Source organism: Nucisporomicrobium flavum, from assembly GCF_016464385.1.
GTDB classification, from domain to species: domain Bacteria; phylum Actinomycetota; class Actinomycetes; order Mycobacteriales; family Micromonosporaceae; genus Actinoplanes; species Actinoplanes flavus_A.
Genome location: NZ_JADMLH010000009.1, coordinates 167,730 through 191,441, shown reverse-complemented (window position 1 = coordinate 191,441; position 23,712 = coordinate 167,730). Strand labels below are relative to the sequence as shown.

31 protein-coding genes are annotated in these 23,712 nt (G+C 71.9%); 16 read left to right on the top strand and 15 right to left on the bottom strand.

The features are described 5' to 3' along the window. Positions 1 to 18 precede the first annotated feature (18 nt). Entirely contained in the window at positions 19 to 375 is a 357-nt protein-coding gene (locus IT780_RS22615) for a DUF6401 family natural product biosynthesis protein (RefSeq protein WP_199513618.1), read from the bottom strand. A 91-nt stretch (positions 376 to 466) separates the two neighbouring features. Here IT780_RS22615 and IT780_RS22610 point away from each other — a divergent pair, with 91 nt between their 5' ends. Continuing rightward, positions 467 to 895, top strand: coding sequence for a hypothetical protein (locus IT780_RS22610; RefSeq protein WP_199513617.1), 429 nt, complete (start codon positions 467 to 469; stop codon positions 893 to 895). An 83-nt stretch (positions 896 to 978) separates the two neighbouring features. On the opposite strand, the gene IT780_RS22605 is transcribed toward IT780_RS22610, so the two are convergent. Then, positions 979 to 1,188, bottom strand: coding sequence for a hypothetical protein (locus IT780_RS22605; RefSeq protein ID WP_199513616.1), 210 nt, complete (start codon positions 1,186 to 1,188; stop codon positions 979 to 981). 280 nt (positions 1,189 to 1,468) lie between these two features. On the opposite strand from IT780_RS22605, the gene IT780_RS22600 reads away from it, so the two are divergent. After that, entirely contained in the window at positions 1,469 to 2,098 is a 630-nt protein-coding gene (locus tag IT780_RS22600) for a toast rack family protein (RefSeq protein WP_199513615.1), read from the top strand. Positions 2,099 to 2,170: 72 nt separating this feature from the next. Here the strand turns inward: IT780_RS22600 and IT780_RS22595 are convergent, their stop codons facing one another. The 3 genes from IT780_RS22595 to IT780_RS22585 form a co-directional block, all read right to left on the bottom strand. Continuing rightward, a complete protein-coding gene (locus IT780_RS22595) occupies positions 2,171 to 2,410 on the bottom strand; it encodes a hypothetical protein (RefSeq protein WP_199513614.1) in 240 nt (79 codons plus the stop codon). A 63-nt stretch (positions 2,411 to 2,473) separates the two neighbouring features. Further along, a complete protein-coding gene (locus IT780_RS22590; RefSeq protein ID WP_199513613.1) occupies positions 2,474 to 2,938 on the bottom strand; it encodes an SRPBCC family protein in 465 nt (154 codons plus the stop codon). Between the two features lie 190 nt (positions 2,939 to 3,128). Then, the gene (locus IT780_RS22585; RefSeq protein WP_199513612.1) at positions 3,129 to 4,109 is read right to left on the bottom strand and encodes a YihY/virulence factor BrkB family protein; all 981 of its coding nucleotides are present in this window, start codon (positions 4,107 to 4,109) and stop codon (positions 3,129 to 3,131) included. 87 nt (positions 4,110 to 4,196) lie between these two features. Here IT780_RS22585 and IT780_RS22580 point away from each other — a divergent pair, with 87 nt between their 5' ends. Continuing rightward, positions 4,197 to 5,786, top strand: a complete 1,590-nt coding sequence (locus IT780_RS22580) for a phytoene desaturase family protein (RefSeq protein WP_199513611.1) — start codon at positions 4,197 to 4,199, stop codon at positions 5,784 to 5,786. A gap of 48 nt (positions 5,787 to 5,834) precedes the next feature. On the opposite strand, the gene IT780_RS22575 is transcribed toward IT780_RS22580, so the two are convergent. Together IT780_RS22575 and IT780_RS22570 are read right to left on the bottom strand one after the other, a co-directional pair. Then, positions 5,835 to 6,839: an SDR family oxidoreductase gene (locus IT780_RS22575; protein ID WP_199513610.1), complete on the bottom strand. Its 1,005-nt coding sequence runs from the start codon at positions 6,837 to 6,839 to the stop codon at positions 5,835 to 5,837. Next, positions 6,836 to 7,273, bottom strand: coding sequence for an SRPBCC family protein (locus IT780_RS22570; protein WP_307831316.1), 438 nt, complete (start codon positions 7,271 to 7,273; stop codon positions 6,836 to 6,838). The genes IT780_RS22575 and IT780_RS22570 overlap by 4 nt, the downstream gene beginning before the upstream one ends. A gap of 128 nt (positions 7,274 to 7,401) precedes the next feature. On the opposite strand from IT780_RS22570, the gene IT780_RS22565 reads away from it, so the two are divergent. The 5 genes from IT780_RS22565 (at position 7,402) to IT780_RS22545 (ending at position 12,276) form a co-directional block, all read left to right on the top strand. Beyond that, a complete protein-coding gene (locus IT780_RS22565; RefSeq protein ID WP_199513608.1) occupies positions 7,402 to 8,604 on the top strand; it encodes a glycosyltransferase in 1,203 nt (400 codons plus the stop codon). Positions 8,605 to 8,685: 81 nt separating this feature from the next. Further along, on the top strand, positions 8,686 to 9,591 hold the full coding sequence (locus tag IT780_RS22560) for an ABC transporter ATP-binding protein (protein WP_199513607.1): 906 nt from the start codon (positions 8,686 to 8,688) through the stop codon (positions 9,589 to 9,591). A 3-nt stretch (positions 9,592 to 9,594) separates the two neighbouring features. Next, a complete protein-coding gene (locus tag IT780_RS22555; RefSeq protein ID WP_199513606.1) occupies positions 9,595 to 10,335 on the top strand; it encodes an ABC transporter permease in 741 nt (246 codons plus the stop codon). Between the two features lie 7 nt (positions 10,336 to 10,342). Further along, positions 10,343 to 11,629 (top strand): sensor histidine kinase, encoded by a 1,287-nt coding sequence (locus tag IT780_RS22550; RefSeq protein ID WP_199513605.1) that lies wholly within the window; start codon positions 10,343 to 10,345, stop codon positions 11,627 to 11,629. Continuing rightward, positions 11,626 to 12,276, top strand: coding sequence for a response regulator (locus IT780_RS22545; protein ID WP_199513604.1), 651 nt, complete (start codon positions 11,626 to 11,628; stop codon positions 12,274 to 12,276). The genes IT780_RS22550 and IT780_RS22545 overlap by 4 nt, the downstream gene beginning before the upstream one ends. On the opposite strand, the gene IT780_RS22540 is transcribed toward IT780_RS22545, so the two are convergent. The 6 genes from IT780_RS22540 to IT780_RS42755 are packed head-to-tail and all read right to left on the bottom strand — an operon-like array spanning position 12,249 to position 16,829. Continuing rightward, the gene (locus IT780_RS22540) at positions 12,249 to 12,662 is read right to left on the bottom strand and encodes a VOC family protein (RefSeq protein WP_199513603.1); all 414 of its coding nucleotides are present in this window, start codon (positions 12,660 to 12,662) and stop codon (positions 12,249 to 12,251) included. The two genes, IT780_RS22545 and IT780_RS22540, sit on opposite strands and share 28 nt — an antisense overlap. After that, positions 12,655 to 13,494 (bottom strand): helix-turn-helix domain-containing protein, encoded by an 840-nt coding sequence (locus tag IT780_RS22535; RefSeq protein WP_199513602.1) that lies wholly within the window; start codon positions 13,492 to 13,494, stop codon positions 12,655 to 12,657. The genes IT780_RS22540 and IT780_RS22535 overlap by 8 nt, the downstream gene beginning before the upstream one ends. A gap of 37 nt (positions 13,495 to 13,531) precedes the next feature. Next, positions 13,532 to 14,035, bottom strand: a complete 504-nt coding sequence (locus IT780_RS22530; protein WP_199513601.1) for a hypothetical protein — start codon at positions 14,033 to 14,035, stop codon at positions 13,532 to 13,534. A 13-nt stretch (positions 14,036 to 14,048) separates the two neighbouring features. Continuing rightward, positions 14,049 to 15,695: a RecQ family ATP-dependent DNA helicase gene (locus IT780_RS22525; RefSeq protein ID WP_199513600.1), complete on the bottom strand. Its 1,647-nt coding sequence runs from the start codon at positions 15,693 to 15,695 to the stop codon at positions 14,049 to 14,051. Positions 15,696 to 15,734: 39 nt separating this feature from the next. Beyond that, positions 15,735 to 16,685 carry a TIGR03557 family F420-dependent LLM class oxidoreductase gene (locus IT780_RS22520; protein ID WP_199513599.1) on the bottom strand — a complete coding sequence of 317 codons (951 nt, stop codon included), beginning with the start codon at positions 16,683 to 16,685 and terminating at the stop codon, positions 15,735 to 15,737. 18 nt (positions 16,686 to 16,703) lie between these two features. Then, complete coding sequence (locus IT780_RS42755; protein WP_267910127.1) at positions 16,704 to 16,829, bottom strand: hypothetical protein; 126 nt, start codon at positions 16,827 to 16,829, stop codon at positions 16,704 to 16,706. 279 nt (positions 16,830 to 17,108) lie between these two features. Here IT780_RS42755 and IT780_RS22515 point away from each other — a divergent pair, with 279 nt between their 5' ends. Then, positions 17,109 to 18,695 carry a glycoside hydrolase family 3 protein gene (locus IT780_RS22515; protein ID WP_199513598.1) on the top strand — a complete coding sequence of 529 codons (1,587 nt, stop codon included), beginning with the start codon at positions 17,109 to 17,111 and terminating at the stop codon, positions 18,693 to 18,695. An 8-nt stretch (positions 18,696 to 18,703) separates the two neighbouring features. Here IT780_RS22515 and IT780_RS22510 read toward each other — a convergent pair whose 3' ends face one another. After that, positions 18,704 to 18,985: a GNAT family N-acetyltransferase gene (locus tag IT780_RS22510; RefSeq protein ID WP_199513597.1), complete on the bottom strand. Its 282-nt coding sequence runs from the start codon at positions 18,983 to 18,985 to the stop codon at positions 18,704 to 18,706. 46 nt (positions 18,986 to 19,031) lie between these two features. Here IT780_RS22510 and IT780_RS22505 point away from each other — a divergent pair, with 46 nt between their 5' ends. The 7 genes from IT780_RS22505 to IT780_RS22475 all read left to right on the top strand — a co-directional run bounded on the left by IT780_RS22505 (position 19,032) and on the right by IT780_RS22475 (position 23,193). Then, on the top strand, positions 19,032 to 19,355 hold the full coding sequence (locus tag IT780_RS22505) for a hypothetical protein (protein ID WP_199513754.1): 324 nt from the start codon (positions 19,032 to 19,034) through the stop codon (positions 19,353 to 19,355). Positions 19,356 to 19,415: 60 nt separating this feature from the next. Continuing rightward, positions 19,416 to 20,234 (top strand): DUF1206 domain-containing protein, encoded by an 819-nt coding sequence (locus IT780_RS22500; RefSeq protein ID WP_199513596.1) that lies wholly within the window; start codon positions 19,416 to 19,418, stop codon positions 20,232 to 20,234. Between the two features lie 47 nt (positions 20,235 to 20,281). After that, positions 20,282 to 21,475, top strand: a complete 1,194-nt coding sequence (locus IT780_RS22495; RefSeq protein ID WP_199513595.1) for a mechanosensitive ion channel domain-containing protein — start codon at positions 20,282 to 20,284, stop codon at positions 21,473 to 21,475. 72 nt (positions 21,476 to 21,547) lie between these two features. Beyond that, positions 21,548 to 21,985 (top strand): phage holin family protein, encoded by a 438-nt coding sequence (locus IT780_RS22490; protein ID WP_199513594.1) that lies wholly within the window; start codon positions 21,548 to 21,550, stop codon positions 21,983 to 21,985. Continuing rightward, complete coding sequence (locus tag IT780_RS43500; protein WP_199513593.1) at positions 21,982 to 22,434, top strand: DUF3618 domain-containing protein; 453 nt, start codon at positions 21,982 to 21,984, stop codon at positions 22,432 to 22,434. Before IT780_RS22490 ends, IT780_RS43500 begins: the two co-directional genes overlap by 4 nt. Then, the gene (locus IT780_RS22480; protein ID WP_199513592.1) at positions 22,431 to 22,703 is read left to right on the top strand and encodes a DUF4235 domain-containing protein; all 273 of its coding nucleotides are present in this window, start codon (positions 22,431 to 22,433) and stop codon (positions 22,701 to 22,703) included. Before IT780_RS43500 ends, IT780_RS22480 begins: the two co-directional genes overlap by 4 nt. A 286-nt stretch (positions 22,704 to 22,989) precedes the next feature. Further along, the gene (locus IT780_RS22475) at positions 22,990 to 23,193 is read left to right on the top strand and encodes a cold-shock protein (protein WP_011905669.1); all 204 of its coding nucleotides are present in this window, start codon (positions 22,990 to 22,992) and stop codon (positions 23,191 to 23,193) included. 207 nt (positions 23,194 to 23,400) lie between these two features. Here the strand turns inward: IT780_RS22475 and IT780_RS22470 are convergent, their stop codons facing one another. Further along, entirely contained in the window at positions 23,401 to 23,712 is a 312-nt protein-coding gene (locus IT780_RS22470) for a hypothetical protein (RefSeq protein ID WP_372443770.1), read from the bottom strand.

Below are 23,712 nucleotides of genomic sequence, written 5' to 3'. Positions count from 1 at the left end.
GTGGCCTGTCGGGTGGGGTCAGACGGACGGGGGCAGCGTGCGGGAGAGGGAGCAGACCGCCAGGAGGCGGTTCAGGACCCAGTCGTTGGCCGACCAGTCGATGGGGCCCTCCGGCGCGCGCCAGCCGTGCTTGAATGCGGCGTCGCGGACGCCCTCGGCGTAGGCCGCGAGGACCACCGGCGTGAGCGGGCGCTCGTCGGTGGAGAGGCTGTCGCGGATGCCCGCCACGTGCTGGTCGACCGCGGCCAGCAGGCCGGGGGTGTCGGCCGCGGCCGCGAGGCCGGTGACTCCGACGCAGGTCATCAGCTCGCTGAGGCAGGCGTGGGCGGAACGCAGGGCAGCACGGGCGGCAGCGCCGCTGAACAGGCCATTCATGAGAAGAAACGTTAGGGAGCCGCGGGTAGCCAACGGTTCGCCTCTACGGTGCAGCTCGGTTGAAGTCCGCGCCGCTGGGAACCATGTCCGCATGACAGACGGTCCCGACGCCGCGCACCAGCGGCCCGAAGGTCTCAGCGACATCACCGTGGAGGCGCTCGGCAAGCTGAGCGAGGCCCTCGAGGTCGTGGAGCGCATCCGCGGCCACCTGTACAGCCTGCACCAGCTCACCGGCGAGGCCGACTTCAAGCTCGACGAGGCCGTGTCGCTGTTCATGCAGGCCGGCGAGACCAAGGTCGCCGAGCGGATCGAGCAGGAGCTCATCGGCCGCAACGTGCTCGCGGGGCGGTGGACCTTCCAGGTGGTCGAGGAATACGACGACGGCTACTACGCCGAGTTCAAGACCATCGAGAAGGATGCCCGCGACGAGCTGGCCCAAGGCAAACGGCACCTGTACGAGGCCGAGCTGAAGGAACGCCGCCGCACCCGGGGCCGCCCCGGACACGAGGCGCGGCCCTGATGAGGCCCCCCGGGCTGAGTGCGCGAGCCCGGCCCACCCTCCGGTGAGCCGCCGAACCCCGTGGTGATGCGCCGGCGCGCCGGTTACTCGGCTTCTGCCGTGGCTGTGCCGCGGCGGCGCTGGGTGTCGTCGGCGAGGATCACGGTGGCGACCACGAGGGCCACGACGACCGCGAAGAGCCAGGAGGCGTCGGCGATGAGCGAAGCGGCGAGCGGGGCCTGGACGGCGGCGAGCAGAAAACCCACCCAGGCGAGGCGGCGCTGACGCTCGGAGAGGAAACCGGCGGATCGCATCCGGCTAGTGTGGCCCGATTCGTGGCCTTCGCCGTCACCCTTTCGGCCGATCTCGGGTTGTCCGATAGTGCCCACTGCGCAGCGTTGCCACTGCTCCACCACCGGTGAAAATGTCCTGTTTTCCCTGGTGGGGGCGCTGAAAAATGTCCTGGAAGCGCTACCAATCCCTAGGCTCGCGACTAGTGCGCGGCTCCGGCGGAGGTTTAGAACGCTGACGGCCGGTTTGGCGATCACCGCGGTGAGCGCCTGCTCCCCGGCGACCAGTCTGGGTGCGCGGCAGATGCCGCCCGACGATGCCCCGCAGCCGCACGTGCAGGCCGGGCCGCTGGACGGGCGTACGGTCGGATTTCTCATCGTCCGGGACGCCGCGTCCCGGGTCGAGGTTCGCCTCGCCGACCTGCCGGGGTTGCTCTACCGGGTCACCACCCCGGCGGACTCCGGGCTGAAGCCGCAGGTCAGCGGCGCGTCGGGGCGGGTACGGCTGGCGCTGCGGCCGACCGGGGGCGACGGGCCGGACACCGTCGAGATCCTGCTGAACCGACGGGTCCGCTGGGACATCCGGCTGCCCGCCGGCGCGGGGGAGCAGCATCTCGACCTGGCCGCCGGGCGGGTGCGGCGGCTGGCGGTGGATTCGGGTGCCGGGCTGGTCAGCGTACGGTTGCCGGCGCCGTCGGGGTCGGTGCCGATCACCGTGGCGGGCGCCGTGGGTGATCTGGCTGTGGCCGTGCCGGCCGGGACCGCGCTGCGGATGCGGTTGCGGGCGGGCGCCGGGATGGTCGCGGTGCCGTGGGCGGGCCGGGCCCGTGCCGCGCCGGGCACGGTGGTCGCGTCACCGGGATGGGGTACGGCGGTCAGCCGGTACGCGCTCGACGTGGAATCCGACGCCGGCTCGGTGACGGTCTGGGGCTGAAGCGGGAGACGGCAGGACCGCGGCTGCCGGGGTCGGCGGCCGCGGTCCTCGCGGATCGGGCAGTGGCGTCCGTCAGTGGGGACCGGTACGGCCCGTCGTGCTCGGGCGGTACTCCCGGTCCGGGTCCGTCTGGTCGGCGCCCGGCTCGTCGGCGACCCGGGAGCCGTGCCCGAAGGCCTGCTCCTCGCCCGCGTCGTTGCCGGTCGGGTCGCCCTGCCCGTCGGTGTCCCAGGTGGCCATGGCGTCGCTGAGGTCGGCCACGGAGAGTTTGTCCTCGTCGCGCCACACGCCGTCGTCTTCGCGATCAGTCATGTCAGTGGCGTACCCACGAAAAGGCCGCCGGAATCCCGGCGGCCTTCTCCGATCGTGGTGGACTTACGGCTGCGGCCGGTCCACCTCGCCGCGCCATTCGCCGGTCTCGACGCCGCCGCGGCTCTCGATGAACTCCTTGAAGCGCTTCATGTCGCCCTTGACCTGGCGGTCGAGGAAGCCGAGCTTGTCGCCGGCCTGTTCGACGATGCCCTCCGGCTCGAAGTCCATCTGGCAGGTGACCCGGGTGTGGGTCTCGTCGAGGCGGTGGAAGGTCACGACGCCGGCCTGCTTGCTGCCTCCGACGCTGGTCCAGGCCACGCGCTCGTCCGGCAGCTGCTCGGTGATCTTGGCATCGAACTCGCGCTTGACGCCGTCGATGTCGGTCTTCCAGTGGGTCATGGTGTCGTCCAGCTGACGGATCTCCGTCACGCCACTCATGAATCGGGGGAACTCCTCGAACTGGGTCCACTGGTTGTACGCGGTGCGTACCGGCACGCTGACGTCAACGGACTCGGTCACGGTACTCACGGTGTTGCCCTCCTTGTGTGTTTCCCCGCCGTACAGGGTTGCCCCCACGCCAGGCGCGGGGAGACCGCGCTGGGCGTGGGTAGGCCGGTTACGCGTTGATCGCGTCCCAGGCCTCGCTCACGGTGCGGTAGGTGGGCTGTGCTTGTCGCTACCGCGTTCCATGACCAAGTGGTGCCCGGGCGGTGGTGGCCTAAACCGCTCGATCCTCGTCGTCGGCCGGTTCGCGGGGCGGCAGCGGCGGGTCCGGGTCTCCGGTGCCGGCCTGGAGGTGGCGGCCACGCTGCACCTCGGCGTTGATCTCCACGCCCAGCATGAGGGCGGAATTGGCCAGGTACAGCCAGACCAGGAACGCGATGATCGCGCCGAGGCTGCCGTACGTCTTGTCGTACGAGCCGAAGTTGGCGACGTAGATGCCGAAGCCGAACGAGGCGAGCACCCACACCAGCAGCGCCACCGCGCCGCCCAGGGTGAGCCACCGGAAGCGGGGCTGCTTGACGTTCGGTGCGATCCAGAACAGCAGGGAGAGCAGCAGCATCAGGATGAGGACGAGCACCGGCCAGCGTCCGATCGACCAGGCGGTGCGCGCCGTGTCGCCGGCGTGCAGGAGGTCGCCGACCGCGTCCACGAGCGGGCCGCTGATGACCAGGCCGGTGGCGACCAGCGCCATCAGCACCAGCGCGACCGCGCTCAGCCCGATCTGCAGCGGCCGCAGCTTCCAGAACGGCCGGCCTTCCTTGACGCCGTAGATGCGGTTGGAGGCGCGGGTGAAGACGCCGACGAAGTTGGAGGCCGACCAGAGCGCGCCGAGCAGACCGAAGCTGAGCAGCGCCTTGGCCGAGCTCTGCTGCACGATGATCGCGTCGAGGGCGGCCCGGAACGACTTCTCGCCGACGACCGAGCCCGCGCCCAGGTCGCTGAAGACCCCCAGGATCGTGTCGACCGCCGTACGGCCGTCGGTCACGAGGTTCACCAGCGCCACCACCACGATCGCGCTGGGGAAGATCGCCAGCACGGCGTTGTACGTGAGCGCCGCGGCGAGGTCGGAGCACTCGTCGTCGACGAACCCCTTGGCGCTGCGCCAGAGCACCCCGCGCCAGGTGGACCAGTGCAGCTGCCGCATCTTGCTGGGCAGAGGCGACGTGACCTGCGATCGGGTCGTGGCGGCTGTCATGTGTCGCGCTCCCATCCGTCACCCCTTGCGCACAAGGCACTACCCGCAGGGGGTTTGTGGCAAACGGCGAGGGGTACGGTCGCCGGAGTGGAACGAGCGGACGCCATCGTCATCGGCGCCGGGCACAACGGCCTGGTAGCCGCCAACCTGCTCGCCGACGCGGGCTGGACCGTCCTGGTCCTCGAGGCGACACCCCACCCCGGCGGCGCGGTGCGCTCGGGGTACGTGACCGCCCCCGGCTATCTCAGCGACCTGTTCAGCTCCTTCTATCCCCTGGGCTACGCGTCCCCGGTGATGCAGGGCCTCGATCTGGACGAGCACGGTCTCGAGTGGACGCACGCCCCGGACGTCCTCACCCACCTGCTGCCGGACGGCCGCGCCGCGACGGTGAACCGCGACCTGGAGACCACGATGGCCTCCATGGACGCCTTCGCCCCCGGTGACGGCGACCGGTGGCGGCAGGCGTTCGAGGACTGGTGCCAGGTCTCGGACGACATGCTGAAGGTGCTGTTCACACCCTTCCCACCCGTACGGTCCGGCCTGCAACTGGCACGGCGCCTGCGCGTCGGTGGCTCGCTGCGCCTGGCCCGGCGCCTGCTGCTGTCCGTACGCGAGCTCGGCGCCGAGCTCTTCCAGGGCGAGGGCGCGCAACTGGCCCTCGCCGGCTGCGCGCTGCACACCGACCTGTCCCCGGAGGAGGCGGGCGGCGGCGTGTACGGCTGGCTCCTGGCGATGCTCGGCCAGCAGTTCGGCTGGCCCGTACCGGTCGGCGGCGCGCAGCGCATCACGTCCGCGCTGGTGGACCGGCTGCACGACCGCGGCGGCCGGATCGAATACGACACCCCCGTGTCGCGGATCCTGGTGGCCCGGGGCAAGGCGATGGGCGTACGCAGCGCCGACGGCCGTAACTGGCGGGCGAAGCGAGCGGTGATCGCCGACGTGCCGGCGCCCACGCTGTTCCTGGATCTGGTCGGCACCCGCTGGCTGCCCCCGCGCTTCGCCGAGGACCTCGAGTTCTTCCGCTGGGACGGCGCCACGGTGAAGGTCGACTGGGCGGTCAACGGCAAGATGCCGTGGAAGAACCCGGCCGCCGCGGGCTCCGGCACTGTCCACCTGGGCGCCGACCTCAACGGCCTGACCCGCTACTCGGCGCATCTGGCCACGGACACCGTGCCGCCGAACCCGTTCCTGCTGCTGGGGCAGATGACCACGGCGGACCCGTCGCACTCGCCGGAGGGAACCGAGTCGGTGTGGGCGTACACGCACCTGCCGCACCGGGACCACTGGGACGCCGAGGAGATCGACGCGCACGTCGCCCGGATGGAGGCCGTCCTGGAGGACCATGCCCCGGGCTTCTCGCGCATGGTCGAGGGGCGCAACGTGTTCTCCCCGGCGGACATGCAGCGGGAGAACCCGTCGCTGGTGGGCGGCGCGCTCGGTGGCGGCACCGCGGCGGCGTACCAGCAGCTCTTCCTGCGCCCGGTGCCGGGCCTGGGCCGGCCGGACACCCCGGTCGACCGGCTCTACATGGCGAGTTCCTCGGCGCACCCGGGAGGCGGCGTGCACGGGGCGCCGGGCTCGAACGCGGCCCGAGCGGCGCTGGCCCGCGACCGGTTCCTGACCGGCGCGGCGTACCAGGCGGTCATCGACGCGGCGCACCGCACGATCTATCGCTGAACGCAGAAACCGCCGGGCCCCGCGAGGGGCCCGGCGGCACGGAGCAGGTCAGCGGCGGCGCAGGAAGCCGGCGGCGGCCATCCCGAGGCCCGCGGAGAGCACCCCGGTGACCAGCGGCTTGTGCATGGTCAGCCAGAGCGCGAACGAGCTGGTCCGGCTCTGGTCGTCGAAGACGCCGTGGGCGCCGAAGTCGCGGTCCTCGTCGAGCGGCTTGTCGACGTTGTCCTGCCAGGTCGACAGGTCGATCTTCTCGCCGGTCTGCTGGCCCTGGTAGCCGCGCTTGTCGTTGGACAGGTACCGGTCCAGGAAGCCGGGCGCGACGATGTTGCCGAGGCGGGTCTTGAGGGTGGGACCACCCACGTTGACCTCGCGCTTGCCCTTGTCCGCGGCCCAGAGCACGGCCGTGGCGACCACCTCGGGCTGGTAGATGGGCGGCACCGGCTGAGGGTGGTTGGGCAGGCGGGTGCGTACCCAGGAGAACTGGGGGGTGTTGATGGCCGGCATCTGGACCATCGACAGCTGGACCTTGTTGCCGTCGTGCAGCAGCTCCGCGCGGACCGAGTCGTTGAAGCCCTGGATGGCGTGTTTCGACGCGCAGTACGGCGCCTGCAGCGGGATGCCCCGGTACGCCAGCGCCGACCCGATCTGCACGATCCGGCCGTGCCCGGCGGGGCGCATGTGGCGCAGGGCGGCCAGCGTGCCGTGCACCGTACCGAGGTAGTTGACCTCGGTGACGCGGCGGAACTCGGCCGGGCTGATCTCCCAGACCGGCGCGAACACCGAGGTCATCGCGTCGTTGATCCAGACGTCGATGCCGCCCCAGGCCGCGGCGACGTCGTCGGCGGCCTCCTGCACGGCGTCGGCATCGGACACGTCGACCTGGTACGTGCGCACGTCCGCGGCCCCGGCGGCACGCGCCTCCAGCGAGGCGCCCTCCAGTCCGGCGCGGCCCCGGGCGAGCAGGGCCACCCGGTCGCCGCGGCGGGCGTACGCGATGGCGACGGCGCGGCCGACCCCCGCGCTGGCTCCGGTGATGACGATGTTCTGAGTCACGGACGGCTCTTTTCCCGCGTGGCGATGTCGGACAAACGTCGCAGCGACTCGATGTTGCGCCGGTGCAGGACGAGGTCGTTGAGCTTGGTGTGGATCCACTGCAGCGGGCCGGCCCGGAACGTCTCGAACATCGTCACCCGGGTACGGCCGCCGTCCACCGGCTCCAGTTCGATCTTGACCGTCGCCTCGCCCAGCGGCCACAGCCCCGCGATGATGGTCAGCTCGCGGTCGGGGACGCAGGACACGACCTGCGAGCTCTCCTTGAGCGACAACGGCCACGGGCCCGCCTTGTGGTGCAGCTTCGCGCCGGGCTGCGGCCACTCGGGGTCGACGTCGCGGATGTGCACGGTGCCCACGACCCAGTCGCTGTAGGTCCAGCCGTCCGCGAGAACCGCGAACACGCGATCGGGCGGGGCGGGAACGATACGCTTCACGATAGCCACGAGCGGCACATACCCGCCCACGTCATGTTTACGCTTTCGGCCCGTGGGCAAGACGCTCGGCGTATCGCCAGCCTCAACTCCGGTCTTCTCCCGGAACCCAGCTGTCGGAGGAGGACCACGTGCGCATCGCCATGATCTCCGAGCATGCGAGCCCGTTGCCCACGGGCGACGCCGCCGCCGGCGCCCAGCAGAGACACGTCGCCGAGCTGTCCGCCGCGCTCGCCTCGCTCGGGCATGACGTCCGTGTCTACACCCGCCGCGACAACCCGGACCTGCCCGCCATCGTGGCGCTCAGTGACGGCGTCCGCGTCGTGCACGTGCCGGCCGGCCCGGCCAGGTCGCTGCCCATCGAGACGCTGCTGCCGCACATGGGCGACTTCGCCCAGTGGCTGCGTACCGAGTGGCGCGACGCCGACTGGCTGCCCGACGTCGCGCACGCCCACTTCTGGACCAGCGGTCTCGCGGCCGTGACCGCCGCGCGGCAGGTCGGCATCCCGGTCGTGCAGTCGTTCCACGAGCTCGGCCAGGGTGAGGCGGCCGGCGGCGCCTCGCGGACCGGCTACGAGCGTGCCCTCGGCCGCGCGGTCGACAAGGTCGTGGCGCAGACCCAGGACGAGGCGCTCGGGCTTGTCCGCCTCGGCGTGCCGCGGGCCCTGCTGACCGTGGTCCCGGCCGGCGTCGACAGCGACCGGTTCACCCCGGACGGCCCGGTCGCCGAGCGTGATCCCGAGCGGCCGCGGATCCTGTCGGTGGGGCGCCTCGTCGAGCACAAGGGCTTCGGCGACGTCATCCAGGCCATGCGGTACGTGCCCGGCGCCGAGTGTGTCGTCGTGGGTGGCCCGACGGCCCAGCAGCTGGCCTCCGACCCGCACGCCAAGAAGCTGCGGGCGATGGCCGAGCAGTTCAAGGTCGCCGACCGGGTGAAGCTCGTCGGGGCCGTGCCGGCCGAGGACATGCCGCGCTGGTACCGCTCGGCCGACCTGCTCGTGGCGGCGCCCTGGCGGGAGCAGTTCGAGCTCGCGCCGCTGGAGGCGATGGCCTGCGGCGTGCCGGTCGTGGGCACGGCCATCGGCGGCCTCAACGAGACGGTCGTCGACGGCCTGACCGGCGACCTGGTGCCGGCCCGCGACCCGCGCGCGCTCGGCGGCGCGCTGCGCCGCCTGGTCAACGACAAGGTCCGGCGATTCGCGTACGCGACGGCGGCACTGGACCGTGCCCGCCAGGCGTATTCGTGGAAGCGCGTCGCCTCGCAGCTCGGCTCGGTCTACTCGGCCGTCTCCGGGCGCCGCAGCAGCGAGGCGGAGGCGGAGGCAGTGGCGTAAGCCGCATCCACCAACTGGTGGATCGCAGCAGTCGCCCGCCGGTCGATCCGGTGACCGGGGGGCGGCTGTGACGCTCGATGCATGCCAGTCATCGACGTCAAGCACCTCAGCAAACGGTACGGCGGCACGGTCGCGGTCGCGGACGTCTCGTTCACCGTCGAGGCCGGGGAGATCTTCGGCATCCTCGGCCCGAACGGCGCCGGCAAGACCACCACGGTCGAGTGCCTCGCGGGCCTGCGTACGCCCGACGGCGGCACGGTCAGCGTGCTCGGTTGCGAGCCCCGCGACCCGCAGCTGCGTCAGTCGGTCGGGGTGCAACTGCAGGAGAGCTCGCTACCCGACAAGCTGACCGTACGGGAGGCCCTCGAGCTCTGGTCCGCGTTCTACCCGCAGCCTGCCGACTGGCGGCAACTCGCCGCCGACCTCGGGCTTTCCGGCAAGCTGGGGGAGCGGTACGCCAAGCTGTCCGGCGGCCAGAAGCAGCGGCTGTCCATCGCGCTGGCGCTCGTCGGCAATCCGCGGATCGCGATCCTCGACGAGCTCACCACCGGGCTCGACCCGCAGGCGCGCCGCGACACCTGGGAGCTCATCGCCGGGGTCCGGGACCGCGGCGTCACCATCGTGCTGGTCACGCACTTCATGGAGGAGGCGGAGCGGCTCTGCGACCGGCTCGCCGTGATCGACTCCGGCGCGGTCGTCGCGCTGGACACCCCGGCCGGGCTCGTCGCGCGGGTGTCGGCCGAGCAGCGCATCCGCTTCCGGCCGTCCGTACCCGTCGCCGACGAGCTGCTGACCGGGCTGGACGGGGTCCGGGAGGTCGTGCGGCACGGCCCGCAGGTCGAGGTGGTGGGCCACGGCAATGTCCTGCAGGTGGTCACCGCCGCCCTCGCCGCGCACGAGATCATCGCCAACGACCTGCGCGTCGAGCAGGCCAGCCTGGACGACGCGTTCGTCCGGCTGACCGGCCGCGCCGCCGAGGAGGCCTGAGCCATGACCGTCTTCGCCAAGCTGACCCGCTCCGAGCTGCGGCTCTACCTGCGCGAGCCGATGCTGGTGTTCTGGGGCCTGATCTTCCCGTCGGTGCTGGTGGTGATCCTCGGCTGCGTGCCGGCGTTCCGTGAGTCCAACCCGGACATCGGCGGCCGGCGCGTCATCGACCTGTACGTGGGCATCGCCGTCATCCTCACCGTCGCGATGCTGGCGCTGCAGGTCGCGCCGGCGGTGCTCGCCACGTACCGGGAACGGGGGATTCTGCGGCGGCTGGCCACGACACCCGCGCCGCCGGTCGCCCTGCTCGGGGCGCAGCTGGTGGTGAGCATGCTGACGGCCGTCGTGTCGATCGGGCTGGTCCTGCTCGTCGGGCGGCTGGGCTTCGACGTGCCGTTGCCTCGCAGACCGGCGGGCTTCCTGCTGGCCTTCCTGCTCACGGCCGGGGCCGCGCTGGCCATCGGGCTGCTCGTCGCGGCGGTGGCGCCGTCGGGCAAGGCCGCCAACGCGATCGGCTCGGTGCTGTTCTTCCCGACGATGTTCTTCGCCGGCCTCTGGACGCCGCGCGAGGCGTTTCCCGAGGTGCTGCGGCGGATCAGCGATCTCACCCCGCTGGGTGCGGGGGAGAAGGCGGTGGCCGCGGCGATGAGCGGGTCGTGGCCGTCGTGGGGATCGCTTACCGTACTGGTGGCGTACATGGTGGTGTTCGGCTTCGCCGCCGCCAGGCTCTTCCGCTGGGAGTAGGACGACGATGCTGGTGGACCGGAACGTCCTGAGGCGGGTCTCGCGGGGCTGGCGTACGCGCCTCGACCAGCGGCTGCGGCTGCTGCCGTACGTGGCCCTCGCGACCTCGACGCTGCTCGTGGTGCTCGGGCGCAACGAGCCCGACCTGACGCGGCAGCCGCTCGCGGTGTCGTTCGCGGCCGCCGTGGTGACCGCCGCGTGGCTGCTCTGGTTCACCACGCTGCATCCACAGTGGGAGAACCGCCGGCGCACGATGGCGGGGTACTTCATCGGCTTCATCGTGCTGACCGCCGCGCTCGTCTGGACCAACCCGCTGTACGGCTTCTTCGCCTGGACGGGCTACCTGAACGTCCTCTACCTGCACGGCCGGTGGCGGCTGGCCGGCGCGGCGTCCGTCGGCATCTGGACGGCGGTCTCCCAGGTGGGCGGCTTCACCGCGTTCACCGATCCGGATCAGTGGGCGACGCTCGCGGTCTTCATCGCCATCAACATCACGATCGGCACCGCGATGACCTATCTGTCCATCGTGACCAACGACCACCACGCCCGCCGCGCCGAGGTCGTCGCGCAGCTCGAGGAGGCGAACGACAAGCTCGCCACCGCGCTCGCCGAGAACGCCGGCCTGCACGCCCAACTGCTCGTCCAGGCCCGCGAGGCCGGCGTCCTCGACGAACGCCAGCGCCTCGCCGGGGAGATCCACGACGTGCTGGCCCAGGGGCTGACCGGCATCGTCACCCAGCTCGAGGCCGCCGGCCAGGCCGAACAGCGCCCGGTCGACCGGCGGCGGCACCTGGACACGGCGAAGCAGCTCGCCCGGGACAGCCTCGCCGAGGCGCGCCGGTCGGTGCAGGCGCTGCGGCCCCGGCCGCTGGACGCGGCCACGCTGCCGGACGCGCTCGCCGAGGTGGTGGACGGCTGGTCGGCGCGGCACGGCGTCCCGGCCCAGATCATCACCACCGGTACGGCCCACCCGCTGCTCCCGGAGATCGAGGCGACGCTGCTGCGGACCGCGCAGGAGGCGCTCGCCAACGTGGCCCGGCACGCCGAGGCCGGCCGGGTGGCGCTCACCCTGTCCTACATGGAGGATCTCGTGACGCTCGACGTGCGCGACGACGGCACCGGCTTCGACCCGCAGGTGCCGCGCGAGGTGGCGTACGAGGGCGGCTACGGCCTGCGGGCCATGCGGGAACGCGTCCACCGCATCGCCGGCACCCTGGAGATCGAGTCGGAGCCCGGCGCGGGCACGGCGATCTCGGCCTGCGTCCCGGCGATCCACCTGGGCGCCGCCGCGTGATCCGGCTGCTGGTCGTCGACGACCACCCGGTGGTCCGCGACGGCCTGCGCGGCATGTTCGCCGGCGACGACCGCTTCGAGGTGTGCGGCGAGGCGGCCGACGGCACCGAGGCGCTGGCCGTGGCCCGCGCGATCGAGCCGGACGTGGTGCTCATGGACCTGCGGATGCCCGGCATGGACGGCGTCACCACGATCCGGGCGCTGCGGGAGCAGGGCTTCGCCGCGCGGGTGCTGGTGCTGACGACGTACGACACGGACAGCGACGTGCTGCCGGCGATCAAGGCGGGGGCGACCGGCTACCTGCTGAAGGACACACCGCGCGAGGAGCTGTTCCGGGCGGTCGCGGCGGCGCACCGGGGCGAGTCGGTGCTCTCCCCGGCGGTGGCCGGCCGGCTCATGGGCGAGCTGCGCTCACCCGCCCGCGAGCCGCTCAGCCAGCGCGAGCTGGAGGTGCTGGGGCTCATCGCGCAGGGGTGCTCCAACAAGGAGGCCGCGTCGCGGCTGTTCATCAGCGAGGCCACGGTGAAGACGCACCTGCTGCACGCGTACGCGAAGCTCGGGGTCCGCGACCGCGCGGCGGCAGTGGCCGCCGCCTTCGAACTGGGCCTGCTGGGAAACGGTCAGGTCTTCCGCGGCTCACCGCGGTAGGTGCCGAACTGCCAGAGGTTGCCCTCGGGATCGCGGGCGGCGAAGTCGTGCGACCCGTAATCGGTGTCGTACGGCTCCCGCAGGATCTCCGCGCCCGCCTTGACCGCGCGCTCGTGCACGGCGTCGACGTGGTCGCTGACGACATAGCAGCCGAAGGTGCCCGGTCGCAGCGGCCACTTGTCGCCGGCCTCGTCGCGCTGCGAGCCGAGCATGATGCCGCCGCCCTCGGGCCAGCTCAGCTGGGCGTGCTCGACCCGGCCGCCGTCGCCGTGCACGACGGTCTCCTCGAACCCGAACGCGTCGACGAGGAAGCGGATGAGGGCGCGGGCGTCGCGCGCCCGCAGCGTGGGCCACACCTGCGGGGGTGGCGTCGTCGGATCAGTCATGGGTGCCATGGTGGTCGCCGGCCGGCTCCGCGGCTTGGACGAAACCGATCTCCTCGGCCATCCACTGCGACGGCGGGCAGCCGGCGAAGGCGTGGAACTCCCGCGCGAGGTGCGCCTGGTCGTAGTAGCCGGCCTCGGCGGCCACGCTCGCCAGCCGCACACCGGGACGCAGCCGGCGCCGTGCCCGGTCGAAGCGCACCACCCGGGCGGCCGCCTTGAGGCCGAGCCCGGTCTCCGCCCGGAACAGGTGGGTGAGATGGCGCGCGCCCCACCCGGTCTCCGCGGCCAGGGTGGCGACGCTCACCCGGCCGCCGGTGTCCAGCAGGCGGTCGAAGGCGTACGCGACATCCGGGTGCGCGGTTCCGCGCCGGAGCCGGCGCCGCAGCTCGGCGTCGACCACGGCGAACCGCTGCGCCCAGCCGCGCGCCGCCCGCAACCCTTCCCGGACCCGGTCCACCGTCTCGTCGCCGAGCACGGCAGCCGCGTCGACGTCGACGCCGGCCAGTTCGCCGGCCGGCATGCCGAGCAGGTCGCGGCAGGCCAGCGGATGCAGCGCCACCTGTACGCCCGACTGGAAGCCGTCGTGGGTGATCGTCGCGGGCGTCACGTGCAGCCCGCCGACCAGCGCGTCGTAGCGGCCGGGTGGCTGGCGCGGGTCGGGATGGCCGGCGACCACCAGCGGGTCGTCGATCGTGAAGATCAGCGTCAGGTACGGCGAGGGCAGGCCGCGATGCGTGCCCGCGGCGACGCCGGCCTGCCGATAGCCGGAATACCGGCCCACGTGGGGGCGCAGCGGCGCCGACGGCCGGGCGTGGACGTACTCGTCGACCATGCCCCAGCTTGGCACCGGCACGCCCCGCCGCGCGAGGTCAGCTCGCGAGAGCCTTCGCGAGGTCGTCGCGGAAGGCGCGCTCGCTCTCGGTCACCTGGTCGCCGCCGATGCCCAGCACGCCGCCGGTGGAGGCGGCGCCGACCACGCTCTCGGCGATTTCCACGAGCCAGTGCTTGTACGTCTCGGCGTCGGACGGCTGAGCCTTGGCGGCCAGCAGCGCCGACGCCTCTGCCGCCCGGGCGATGACGTCGCGCACGTAGCCGGCCGGGTCGGCGGGCTCGATCGCCGGCATCTCCTCGCCGAGGTCCGGGTCGCCGGTGGCGTCCAGCACCGCGCCGGCGACCGCGGTCACCAGCGGGCTCGCCGAGCCCCGGGCGTCGGAGATCTGGTCGAGCCCGGCCGCGGTCTCCTGCCGCGTCTTCCGGGCGCTGTCGGGGGTGGCCGCGCTCGCGGCGGTCAGCACCGACTGGGGCAGGCCGACGAGCAGGCCCCACTCGGCGTCGGTGAAGCCGAACTGGGCGTACAACGGTTCGTCCGTCACGGAATTCCTCACTTCACTTCGGGTTCTCGGGGACCAGCAGAGCATTCTCCTCGACGACGGGTACGGAGAGGGTCTTGTAACCCACCTCCTCGAACAGAACCGTCACCCGGTCCTCCTCGTAGCCCATCACCATGCCGGGACCCCACTCGGCGTGCCGTACGGTGCTGTGCACGGCGAACGGCACATCGCCCGTCGCCTCCTCGACCTCCTCGGCCACGCCGTCGACGCAGTTGTCGCAGTGGCCGCAGGGCTTCTTCGTCTCCTCGCCGAAGTACGCCAGCAGCGTCATCGTGCGGCAGGCGCGGGCCTGGGCGAAGGCGCGCATCATGTCGGTGCGCGAGCGCTGCACGGTCTGCTGGCGCTCGTACTCGGCGAGCGCCCGTTCGGCCGCCTTCGCGGGCAGCGGGGCGTAACGCGGCACGGTCCAGTTGTTGCCGTCACCGGCCTTCGCGGCGCCGACCTGTTCGAGCAAGCCCAGGAACTGGCCGAGTTTGCGCGGGCCGAGGCCGGTCTTGTCCTTGAGGGCGGTCTTGGTGGCCGGGCCGGCGCGCAGGGCGGCGGCGAGCTCGCGCAGCTCGGTGACGTCCGGGCTGCCACCGGAGAAGAACCGCTGGATGCCCTCGTCCTCGGCGCGCCACAGCAGCAGCGCGCGGGCCGGTTCGCCGTCGCGGCCCATCCGGCCGATCTCCTGGAAGTAGCTGTCCGGGGAGTCGGGCAGCGCGACGTGGGCGACCCAGCGGATGTTGGCCTTGTCGATGCCCATGCCGAACGCGGAGGTCGCCACCATGATGTCGACCTTGTCGGCGGTGAAGTCCTCGTGCCGCTGCTCGCGCGCGCCGGCCGCCATGCCGCCGTGGTAGAAGTCCGCGGAATACCCGGCCTGGTTCAGCCGCTCGGCCAGCTCCTCGGCGGCCCGGCGGGTCGCCACGTAGATGATGCCGGGCCGCGGCGCCTCGTCGAGCAGCGCGGTCAGCCGCCGCCAGCGGTAGTCCTCGTCCGGGCAGTACGCCACCTCGAGGAACAGGTTCCTGCGGTCCAGCCCGGAGACGTGGATCTCGGGCTTGTGCAGGTTGAGCCGCTCGATGATGTCGTCGCGGACCGGGGGAGACGCCGTCGCGGTCAGCGCCAGCACCGGCGGCCGGCCGATGCCCTTGATCAGATGGCCGATCTGCAGGTAGTCCGGGCGGAAGTCGTGGCCCCACGCCGAGATGCAGTGCGCCTCGTCGATGGCGACCAGCCCGGGCCGCAGCGCGCGCACCTCGGCCAGCCGCTCCGGGTCGCTGAGCTGCTCGGGCGTGATGAACAGGAACTCCGCCCGGCCCTCCTCGATCTCGCGGATGGCCTCGCGCTGCTGCGCCGGGGTCTCGGCGGAGCTGACCCGCACGGCCCGCGTCTTCGGGTCGCCGGACGCGTTGAGCGCGGCGATCTGGTCCTGCTGCAGGGCCAGCAGCGGTGAGATCACCACTGTCGGCCCGGGCAGCAGGACCGCCGGGATCTGGTAGATCGCCGACTTGCCGGCGCCGGTGGGCAGCACGACCAGGGCGTCCTTGCGCCGGAGCACGGCGCGCATCGGTTTGAACTGGCCGGGGCGCAGGGACGGCCATCCGAAGTGCTTGCGGGCGACCCTGCGCAGCCGTGGCCCGTAGACGGGGATCTTCATCGAGCGGCCATTGTGCCCCGCGGCCGCCCGGGTGAAACGCTAAGCATGCTTGGGCAGGATGTGCTCGGCGTAGAGGTCGAACAGGCCCTGGTAGTGGGGGCCGGTGTTGGCCACGTAGACCTCGTCGAAGCCGGCCTTCGCGTACTGGTCGATCATGTCGAGGTGCGCCTGCGGGTCGTTGCCGCAGACGAACGACTCCTTGATCATGTCCTGGGTGACGAGCTGGGACGCCTGCTCGAAGTGCTTCGGCGAAGGCAGCACCTGGGACAGCTCCCCGGGCACGCCGGCGTTGGGCCACTTCTCGTACGCGATCCGCGCGCCCTCCTCCTCGCTGGCCGCGTACGCCGCCTTGAAGCCGGCCTGGCAGACCCGGTCGCCGCCGCCGGCGGAGCGGAACTGCTTCACCGCGTCGCCGTCGGGGCTGACGTGGATGTACCCCTCGCCGATGCGCGCGGCGACCTCGATGGCCTTGGGGCCGAAGCCGGACACCAGGATCTCGACGGGCTTCTCGGGCAGCGTGTAGATCCGCGCGTTCTCGACCGTGTAGTGCTTGCCGCGGTAGGAGACATTGCCGCCCTTCCACAGCTCCCGCATGATCTCGACGGCCTCCTCGAGCATCTCCAGGCGGACGTCGGCCTCGGGCCACGCGTCGCCGAAGATGTGCTCGTTGAGGGCCTCGCCGGTGCCGACCCCGAGCCGGAACTTCCCGCCGGTGAACACCGCGCTGGTGGCGGCGGCCTGGGCGATGACGGCCGGGTGGATGCGGACGGTCGGGCAGGTGACCGCCGTGGTGATGGGCAGGCTGCAGGCCTGGCTGAGGGCGCCGATGGACGACCAGACGAACGCGCTCTGGCCCTGCGCGTCGACCCACGGGTGGTAGTGGTCGGAGATCCACAGGGCCGAGAAACCGGCCCGTTCCGCGCCCTTCGCCTGCTCGATCAGCTCGGCGGGGCTGTACTCCTCGCTGGACAGGAAATATCCGATTCGCATGGCGGTCGGATACCCCCGCTACTTGCCGCCGAACATCCTCTTGATGGCCCAGAAGAGGATCAGCGCGCCGAGCGCGACGCCCAGGAGCCGGACGGCGTGGACCTCGGACCAGTCGACGCCGGAGGCGCCCAGGGGCTGCAGCACGCCCCGGAGCCTACCGGCACGGGCGCGCTCCCATGACTTTAAGTACACTTAATAGAAAGGTTTGTTGACTGAAACCGGGATGTGGGTGACCATAGGTCGTCGCCGCACCCACGACGGTTGTCGGTTGATCGCTGAACTTTTTTCAACGTGGCGGGGCCGGCCTGGCCGCCGCTGGGCAACGGCCCGGCGCTGTCGGGCTCGATGTCAGGTTGAAAAAGGTTCACCAGGGGGACGCGCTCGCGGAGCGCGTATTGATCGTCACCGGAGGTACGCGGACTCATGCCGAATTCTGGCGAACTGCCCGAACTCGCCGCGACGGTACTGCAGCCCGGATTCGTCGGCACCACCGTGCCCGACTGGGTGCGGCGCAGCCTGGCGGAAGGGCTCGGAGGCGTGGCGCTGTTCGCGCGCAACGTCGAATCCCCGGCGCAGGTCGCGGCCCTGACCGCCCAGCTGCGCGCCGAGCGGCCCGACGTCATCGTGGCCATCGACGAGGAAGCCGGCGACGTCACCCGCTTCGAGTCGCGGCACGGCAGTTCCCGCCCCGGCAACCTGGCGCTCGGTGCCATCGACGACCCTGAGGTGACCGGCGCCGTCGCCCGCGACCTGGGCCTGGACCTCGCCCGGGCCGGCATCACCCTCGACTACGCCCCGGACACCGACGTCAACTGCAACCCCGACAACCCGATCATCGGGGTACGGGCGTTCGGCGCCGAGGCCGATCTCGTGGCCCGCCATGGCGCGGCCTGGATCCGCGGGCTGCAGGAGGCCGGCGTGGCCGCCTGCGCCAAGCACTTCCCGGGGCACGGTGACACCGCCGTCGACTCCCACCACGACGTGCCGGTCATCGACCACGACCTCACCCGCCTCGCGGAGTGCGAGCTCGTGCCGTTCCGAGCCGCCATCGCGGCCGGTGTCCAGTCGATCATGACCGGGCACCTGCTCGTGCCGGCGTACGACCCGGAGCTGCCGGCCACCCTGAGCCGCCGCATCCTCACCGGGCTGCTCCGCGAGGAACTCGGCTTCGACGGGCTCATCGTGACCGACGGCATCGAGATGCAGGGCGTCCGGCGCAAGTACGGGCTCGAGGGCGCCACCGTCCGGGCCCTCGCCGCCGGCGCCGACGCGATCTGCGTGGGCGGCGACCACGCCGACGAGCGCACCGCGCTGCGGCTCCGCGCCGCCATCGTGGCCGCCGTCCGCAACGGCGAGCTGTCCGAGGAGCGGCTGCGCGACGCCGCGGCCCGGGTACGCCGCCTCGCCACCTGGACGCTCGAGACGCAGACCACGGTCGGCGCCCGTGCCATCGCCGACGCGGCCGGGGCGGCGGCTGTCACCGCCGGGGGTGCGATCGTCGTCGCGGGCTCGGTCGTGGGCCAGGCCGCCGCCCGCCGCGCCGTCAAGGTAACCACCACGGCCGAGGCCCCCGACCTGCCGCTGACGCACGCCCCGCACGTCGTCGAGTTCGCGCCGCCCCGCAACATCGCCATCGGCGCCGAGACCCCGTGGGGCGTGGCCGCGCCGCTGACCGAGCTGCTGCCCGGGACCACGTCCGTACGGCTCTCCGCCGACGACCTCGCCGGCGCGACCGACCCGGCGGCGCCGGTGCTCACCGGGGCCGGCGCCCGGCCGCTCGTGCTGGTGGTCCGCGACGCGCACCGGCACCCGTGGGTCGCCGAGGCGCTGGCCCGCACCCTCGCCGTACGCCCCGACACGATCGTGGTCGAGATGGGCGTACCGATCTCCGTGGCCGGCGGGCTGCACCTGGCGACGCACGGCGCCACCCGCGCCTGCGGCCGGGCCGCGGCCGAGATCATCGCCGGGGCGGCCGTGCCGGACCGGGTCGAGCAGGCGCTCGCCGCCTGAGGCGCCGCTCAGCCGGCGACGATGTCGCCGTACTCCGGGTGGTCCGCGACGTACCGGGCGAAGAAGGCGCAGGCCGGCACCACCTTCTCGCCGCGCTCGCGGAACGCGTCCAGCGTTCCGCGAGCGAGCTCGCCGCCGAGGCCCTTGCCCCGATGCGCGGGGTCCACCTCGCTGTGCACGACCACCACGGCCCCGTCGCGGCGCCGGTAGTCGGCGAACCCGCCGACCTCCCCGTCCAGCAGGAGCTCGAAGCGGTTGCGGCCGGGGTTGTCCTGCACGGTGACGTCCATGAGCGCAAGCCTAGGCTCGCGCGGTCCCCGTATCCTTGAGCAGGTGATGAACACCGCAACCCGCCGTATCGCCGCCCTGTTCACCGCTGCCGCGCTCGGCCTCGGCCTGCTCGCCGGCTGCAGCAACGACGACGTCTCCTGCGGACTGGACCAGTGCACGGTCACGATCGACCGCAGCGTCAACGCCAGCGCGAGCGTGCTCGGCGTCGAGGCGAAGTTCATCAGCGCCGACCAGAACACGGTGACCCTCGAGGTAGCCGGGGAGCAGGTGCAGCTCACGAAGGGGCAGCAGGCGGTGGACGTCGGCGGCCTGCAGGTCAGCCTCGACAGCATCACGTCCGACACCGTCGGGATCCAGGTCTCGCGTTAGCACGGCGCGGCGGCACGTGGCGAAGGTTTGGGAAAACTTTCCATCGGTCACTTAGCAGCCATGACAGCCTCCTCACACGTTCGGAGCACGGCGTCGCGCGCCGCCGACAGCAAACCCCTGGAATACCTCGCCCGCGGTGGGTTCATCGCGTACGGCGTCATCCACCTCCTCCTCGCGTGGATCGCCCTGCAGGTCGCCTTCGGCAGCTCGTCGGGCGAGAGCGACCAGACCGGGGCGTTCCAGAACCTCGCCAGCCAGCCGATGGGCAAGACGCTGGTGATCATCACGGTCATCGGCATGATCGGCCTCGCCCTGTGGCAGGCGTTCGAGGCCGCCATCGGCGAGAGCGGCGAGCAGGGCCGGGAGGCCGTCGCCAACCGCGTGATCTCCGGCATCCGGGCGGTCATCTACCTCTCCTTCGCCTGGACCGGCATCAAGGTGCTGCAGGGCGGCTCCTCCACCGGCGACAGCCAGGAGAAGGGCGCCTCGTCCCTGATGGACAACGGTGGCGGCCGCTTCCTGGTCGGTTTCATCGGCCTGGTGGTGATCGGCGTCGGCATCGGGCTGATCGTGTACGGCCTGAAGAAGAAGTTCGAGAAGCGCCTCAACACCCAGCAGATGAGCGCGACCGTGCACACGACGACCCGCCGGCTCGGCATGGCCGGGTACACCGCCAAGGGCGTCGCGTTCGGCATCGCCGGCGGCCTGATCGTCGCCGCCGCGGTCACGTACGACCCGGAGAAGGCGCGCGGGCTCGACGCCGCCCTGAAGACCCTGGCCGGTCAGTCGTACGGGCCCTGGCTGCTCGGACTCATCGCTCTGGGCATCGCGGCGTTCGGCGTCTACTGCTTCTTCCAGGCCCGCTACCGCAAGGTGTGACCGGGCCGGGCATGCTGGCGACGTACCCCTGGTGAGGAGAGGGAACCGTGACCAGCCTGCTGACCGCCCTGCTCGCGATAGTCATCGCCGCGGCCGCCGCGATCGTGCTGGTCGAGGTGGTGCACCGGATCGTGCAACGCCTCGGCCGCCGGTCGGAGCTGCTGCGCGATCTCGGCGCCACCGCCCACCGGCCGTTCCTGGCGGCCGCGACGGTCTTCGCCGTCCAGGTCGCCGTCCGCGGCTTCGCCGGACCCTTCCCGGGCCGCGCCTGGGTGCTGCACCTGCTGGTGATCCTCGTGATCGCCTCGGTGGCCTGGCTGGTCGGGGCGCTGCTGCTGGTGCTCGAGGACGTCGCCCTGTCGAAGTGGCGGGTCGACGTCCCGGACAACCTCAAGGCGCGCCGGCTCAAGACCCAGGTGCAGATGCTGCGCCGGGTCACGGTCGCCGCGATCGTGGTGCTCACCATCGGCGTCATGCTGATGACGTTCCCCGCCGTACGCGCCCTCGGCGCCAGCGTCCTCGCCTCCGCCGGCGTCATCTCCGTGATCGCCGCGCTCGCCGCGCAGAGCACGCTCGGCAACGTCTTCGCCGGTCTGCAGCTCGCGTTCAGCGACGCCGTCCGGATCGACGACGTGGTGGTGGTCGAGGGGGAGTGGGGACGCATCGAGGACCTCACCCTCACGTACGCCGCCGTGCAGATCTGGGACGACCGGCGGCTGATCCTGCCGACCTCGTACTTCACCACCAAGCCGTTCCAGAACTGGACGCGTACGGGCTCCGCCGTGCTGGGCACCGCGGAGATCGACGTGGACTGGTCGGCGCCCGTCGAGGACCTGCGGACCGAGTTGCGCGCGGTGTGCGAGGGCACCGAGCTGTGGGACGGGCGGGTGTGCGTGCTGCAGGTCACCGAGGCGACCGGCGGTATGATCCGGCTCCGCGCCCTGGTCAGCGCCCACGACGCCGGCGCCCTCTGGGACCTGCGGTGCCTCGTCCGCGAGCGCCTGGTGACCTGGGTCTTCGAACACCGCCGCGACGCCCTGCCGCGGGTGCGCGCCGATCTCGCGGGTGCCGACGGTGCTCCTGGCGTACGCGACACCCGTTCTTCCCCGGAAGCCGAGGCGTCCGAGGGCGCGCGGGTCTTCAGCGGCGCCGGTGACGGCGACGAGCGGGCCGCGGCCTTCGCGGGACCGGACGGCGCCACGCCACCCGATCCAGTGGCGATGCCCGGGAAAAGGCCGTGAAGCAGGCCACCGTAACCGAGGATTGACAGGCCCGCCATCAGGGCATAGAGCGGACAGGGAAAGGAGGACACCATGGCCGATGTCCTGAACGGTAGCCCGGCCCGTCCGGCGACCGACCAGTCCACCTCGGAGTTGGTTCAGAAGGCGAGCGAGCAGCTCACCCGCCTCGTCCGGGACGAGATCGCGCTCGCGAAGGCGGAGCTCACGGAAAAGGGGAAGCACGCCGGCATCGGTGTGGGCCTGTTCGGCGGGGGCGGCGTGCTCGCCCTGTACGGCGTCGGCGCGCTCATCGCGACGCTCATCATCGTGCTGAACATCTTCCTGCCGTTGTGGCTCGCCGCGCTGATCGTGACCGTGGTGCTCTTCGCCGCGGCCGGTATTCTCGCGCTGCTCGGCAAGAAGCAGGTCACCCAGGCTGTCCCGCCGGAACCGAGTTCCGCCATCGAGAGCGCGAAGGCGGATGTCGACGAGGTCAAGCACGCGATCAGGAGCGGTAGGAGCCGGGCATGAGTGACAAGAACGGATCCGGGAAGAACGGGTCCGCGGGCGGCAAGCCCGACGTGGAGGCACTGCGCGAGGAGATCAAGCAGACCCGCGCCGAGCTGGGTGAGACCGTCCAGGCCCTCGCGGCCAAGGCGGACGTCAAGGCCCGGGCGAAGGAGCAGGTCGAGCTGACCAAGGCCAAGGCCAAGGCGCAGGTGCACGAGGCGACCGAGCGGGTGCGCGGGGTGGCGGCGAACGCCGCGGCCGTCGCGTCCGACAAGGTCCGTGCGGCGACGTCGCAGGCCGGGGACAAGGTTTCCCTGGCGACGGACAAGGTGCGGGAGACCGGTGCCCTCGACAAGGCGCAGGACGCCCGCGAGCAGGTACGCCGGAACCCGGTGCCGGTGGCGGTCGTGCTGGCGGCCGGCGTGGCGCTGGTCGGCATCATCCTGATCGTCCGGGGGAGGCGCCGGTGAGCGGCAAGCTCCAGAAGGTCGCCTACCGACCTGTCGGCCTGGTCCTCGGCCTCGGCGCCGGCGCGATCGCCGGGTTCGTCTTCAAGGAGATCTGGAAGCTGGCCGCCGGCGACGACGACGCTCCGACCCCGACGGACGAGGACCGCGGCTGGGGCGAGATCCTCGCGGCGGCGGCCCTGCAGGGCGCCATCTTCGCGACGGTGCGGGCCCTCGTCGACCGCGGCGGCGCGGTCGGTGTCCGCAAGATGACCGGCAAGTGGCCGGACTGATTCGTCAGATAGCTGTATAGACCACCGTCAAGGCCCTCGGCGCTGCCGAGGGCCTTTTCGCGCCGACTCGATTCGTCCGAGGGGAAGCTTTTCGGGTGCTTCTTCGGGTACAGTGTGGCCAGTTTTTGTGTAAGTGGTTCAGGTAGGTGGGGTTCACCTTCTGGCGAATCTCAGGCCTTCTGCAGGAGGCCGCTCCTCTCTGAAATGCCGCACGTCGGCGCCGCTGCTCGAAAACGACCATCGGCCCCGCATCACCGGGCCGGCATTTTCAGAAGGAGAGTTCAGCATGGCGCAAGGAACCGTGAAGTGGTTCAACGCAGACAAGGGCTTCGGCTTCATCACCGTCGACGGCGGGGGTGCTGACGTGTTCGTCCACTTCTCGGCCATCCAGACGAGCGGCTACCGCACTCTGGAAGAGAACCAGCGGGTCGAGTTCGAGATCGCCCAGGGCCAGAAGGGCCCGCAGGCGGAGCAGGTTCGCCCCCTCTGAGACCAACCGGCCGGCGGTGACGTCGGCTGCCGATTTTCTGGCGGAGATCGGCGCGAATGTCGGCCTCGCATCCCTGATGGGGTGCGGGGCCGTTCACGTTCCGGCACCGGACGACAGCAGCACCGGAAGAAGGCAGCACCGGACGGCAGCGGCCGGACGACAGCGGCCGCGGGTGGCCCTCGTGGGCCGGCCCGCGGCCGCAGCCGGTCAGATCTGAGGCGCTGCGCTGCCGTCCTGTGCGGCGGCCTGCTCCTTGCTGCGTGCGCGGATTCGCACGCCCATGACGATGAGGGCCAGACCCGCGACCGCCAGCACCGGCCCCGCGACCGCGAACGCCGTCACGTCGCTCATGATGCTGTCGTGCACCAGGTCGAGCCCCTGCGCGGTCCACAGCACGCCCAGCACCAGGCCGAGCATGCCCGCCGTCATCCAGAGCCAGCCCGGCAGCGGCCTGCCCGCACCGGGGCCGTCCGCATGACCCGGACCGTCCGCATCCCCGGCCGGCATCGCTCCGGACAC